General features: G+C 54.7%; 2 protein-coding genes. Both read right to left on the bottom strand.

Annotated features, from left to right (window positions below; translation table 11 throughout):
• Nucleotides 1–2,988: M1 family metallopeptidase (locus GXO76_02225; GenBank protein NOY76667.1), on the bottom strand; the 2,988-nt coding region annotated here is incomplete at its 3' end.
• A 3-nt stretch (nt 2,989–2,991) separates the two neighbouring features.
• On the bottom strand, nt 2,992–3,655 hold a 664-nt coding region (locus GXO76_02220; protein ID NOY76666.1), incomplete at its 5' end, for a glycosyltransferase family 9 protein.

Genomic DNA, 3,655 nt, shown 5'->3' with positions numbered 1-3,655 from the left:
GTAAAACCGGGATTGTGAGGGCAGCAAGCCTCCAAAACCGTAACCAGCCGTTCCGCGCAGACGCACGCCAAAGCCGCGGCCCAAATCCAGCGAGGGATTCACCAGCAATTCAACCTTGTTGAAGGCGTGTGCCCGAATGGGATTTGCAAACGAAGGTGGTCCAATAACGGGAAGTTTCCACCGGGGCGGCAAATAGGTGCTCACGTAGCCCGAAGTCAGCGCCAGGGACCAACGACTTTCGCCGTGTGGAAACCGCCGTACCTGCTCCAGTCGAACGTGTAGCCGCGTCATTTTTTGACCCTGCCAGAAATCCGAATTCCACAGGTAGCTCCGGTCGTACAAATTGTAGGCTTCCAATTTGAGCGTCAGGCGGGTGCTTCGGAAAAACCCGGCATAGTTGTTCCACCGCTGGGAAAAACTCAGGGCGTTGTAGGCGAGTCCCGCCAAGGCCTCACTTTCCACCTGCCAGTACACATCTTTGCCCCATTTCCGCAGGGGTTCTTTCAACGAGAAACGGTAGGCCAGCGGGTATTTTGGCGCCCGCGTGGCGTACCAAATGCCGACGTCCAGCGTGTGCTCCCCCAAAACCTGGCTGCTTTCCAAATAGGAGCCGTGTGCACGCAAGCCTAAGCGGACCCCGTCCACGTCGTTGTACCATGCGGTGGGATTCCATTGAACAAGGTATGCATCTAAAGGCGGCGGTTCGTACCGGAAGGGGCGTGCAACCCTGATTTTTGGCGGGAAACCGCTGCGATTGTCCAATTGGTACCAATCCGCCAGTCGGCCGGAAGGGTCGATTCCCACCGATTTTACTCTTTGAGGAACCCGAATTTTGGCCGTGTAGGTCCGATCCAGTTCTCCAATGCCCACCCATTTGGGCAACACCGGTCCGTAGGCGGGAGACTTGGCCCAATCGTCCACCGGCACTTGAAAACGCCTCTGAGAGCCGTCGTCCAACGTCACCTGCAGATCCAGCGGCATGATCATTTGCCCCTTGCGCTTGAGTTTGATCTGCGCTTCGTAACCCGTTCCCACTTTTTTATTTCGAATCCCTTTCACGGCGTAATCCAGGCTCCAGGTGTAGTTGAGCCACTCGTCGAAGAACCAATTGAGATCGCGGTGAGCCACCTGTGTGACCACATTCCGGAAATCCTGCACGTAGGGGTGGCAAAACTTCCATCGGGCAAAATAGGTTTGAAGCGCTTTCAAAAACAGGCTGTCCCCCAGCACGTACTGCAGATTGTACAGCATGGTGAAGGTTTTGTAGTACCCCAGCCGGTAGGAATTGTAGCCAACGGAATTTTCAAACCAATCGGAGTGCGTGGTAATGGGGGCGTCGTAGCCCATGCGGGCGGTGTTCAGATAGGCCTTGAAATTCCGGTACCGATCCCAACTGGTACCTTTGTAGGGAAACTTTTTGGTCTTGTGATCCTGTTTCCGTCCCACCAGGCGTTCCATGCTCCAGGATGTCAGGAACTGGGTAAACCCTTCGTCCAGAAGGGCCCGGTACGTTTCATTGTTTCCAATCATTCCGTAGAACCAGTTGTGGCCCTCCTCGTGTGCAAACAGACCGTAGTAGCCGGGACTGGTTCCGCCGTCCATGGTAATCATGGGGTACTCCATCCCGTCATCAGCATCAGCCACAATCATTTTATGGTACCCGAAGGGGCCGATGTCCCGGGAGTAGATTCGCACCACATCAGCCGCAAATTGGGCGGCATCCTGCCATTTGACGGCCTTCCACTCCCGCGCCAGAGCGTACACCTTTACGCCATTTTTCAGGGTCACTTCGCCAATCCGATACGTCGGATCAGCCGTCCAGGCAAAATCGTGCACATTCACGGCATGGTAGTGCCAGGTTTTGGTTTTTCCGTCCACGTGCGGAATAATGACCGACGGCTTCTGGCCGAAAGGCTTGTTTTTGAAATTCTCAATCCGCAGTTTTTTCATTAATTCGGGGGGAAGGACTTCGTTCCGGTTCAGGAGGTAGCCGGTGGCTCCCACAATGAATTCCTGCGGCAGGGTGATTTTCACGTCGAAGGTTCCAAAATCGCCGTAGAATTCGTGCCCCAGGTGCTGGTCGGTCGTCCAGCCGAACCGGCGGTCGTACACGCAGATTTTCGGGTACCACTGGGTGGCGGTAAATTGATCGAATCCGTGGCTGGGATTGTACTTCATCCGGTGGCGCAGCGTGGAAAAACGCGTCGTGAAATCAATTTGAAAGGTCGTGGAATCGCCCGGCAGAAGCGGCCGGTTGAGCTCCACCCGCATGATCGTGTTGTCCACGGAAAAATGCAGCGGCTGACCGGAGCCGTCCACGAGGGTTTGAATGTCCGTTCCCCCCTCCTGCGATTTTTTTAACCGCGCAATGCTGTAGTCCCCGTGCGAGCGGCGCAGCCTGTCCAGGTAGCTGCCCTTTTTGTAGGCGTTTTGGTAGAGGTGAAAAAAGGCCTCGCGCAGGGTATCCGGGGAATTGTTGTAGTAGATCAGGGTTTCGTGGGCAGTCAGCAGGCGATTTTTGGGCGTCAGTCGCACCTCAATGGTGTAGTTCACGTCCTGCTGCCAGTATCCGGGAACCGGCGGGCGGTTCTTCCAGTAGTAGGGATTTTCTGCGCTGCGGTACGCAATGCCCAGCGAATGCGCCGGATCGTAGGGCATGTGTTGTGCCCAAACCGGTGCGGTTCCCAAACCCAACCACAGCAACAAAAACATCCACTTTTTCATGGGATTTTCCTCCTCAAATTGAAACGAAATAATCGCAAAAACCATTTCAATAGTTTTCGGCGTGATTTTCAGCAGATTCCTCGTCGCTTTGCTCCTCGGAATGACAGTTTGCCTGCTGTCATTCCGAACGAAGTGAGGAATCCCCTTTTCCCAACCGGGAGATTCTTCATCTGCCTGCGGCAGATTCAGAATGACAATTTTTTGCCATTGCTTTCGAAAGACCTTCAACAGCCATTTGAAGAGTTCCGTTGGAAAATTAACCAAGGTTTAACTTCTCACCAAAGTTTCGACAACCGCTGCCAACACTTCGTCCACGGCAATTGCTCGCATGCAGCGGTGGTCTGTCGGGCAGAAGTCGTGGTGGCAGGGCGAACAGTCCACGTGTTTGTAAATCAAACGATGCCCTTCCGCCTCGCTGTACGGAAACCAGATGTCCGGTTCCCCGGGCCCAAAAATACCCACCGTCGGTGTGCCCACAGCGGGCGCCAGATGCATGGGACCGCAATCGTTGGAAACGAAAACCGAAAACTGGCTGAGTACCGCGGCCAATTGCCGCAAGCCGAGCAGTTCACCGCGAAACACCGCGTTCCCCGCTTTTTGCTGAACCCTGTCCAGAATGTCCTGGTCGTTCGGACCGCCCGTAAGAAAAATTCGAACACCGAGGGCCGTGTTTAAACGAACCGCCAAATCCGCAAACCGCTCCCACGGCCAGAGTTTGGCGGGCCAGGTTCCTCCGGGGTGCAATCCCACGATCGGTTGATTCAAATCAAAGCCGTGCGTTTTTAAGTAAGATTGTGCCCAGGCCCGTTCGCTTTCCTTGAGGAACACTTCCGTGCGCGTGCCGTTCGCTGGCAGGGCGAAAAATTTCAAAATATTCAAATAAAAATCAATGGCTGTTCGCCAGGCGTCCCGCGAAACCGGAAACAGGTGC

The organism is Calditrichota bacterium (assembly GCA_013151735.1).
GTDB lineage: Bacteria > Zhuqueibacterota > JdFR-76 > JdFR-76 > BMS3Abin05 > BMS3Abin05.
This window is presented reverse-complemented; position numbering and strand designations above follow the sequence as displayed.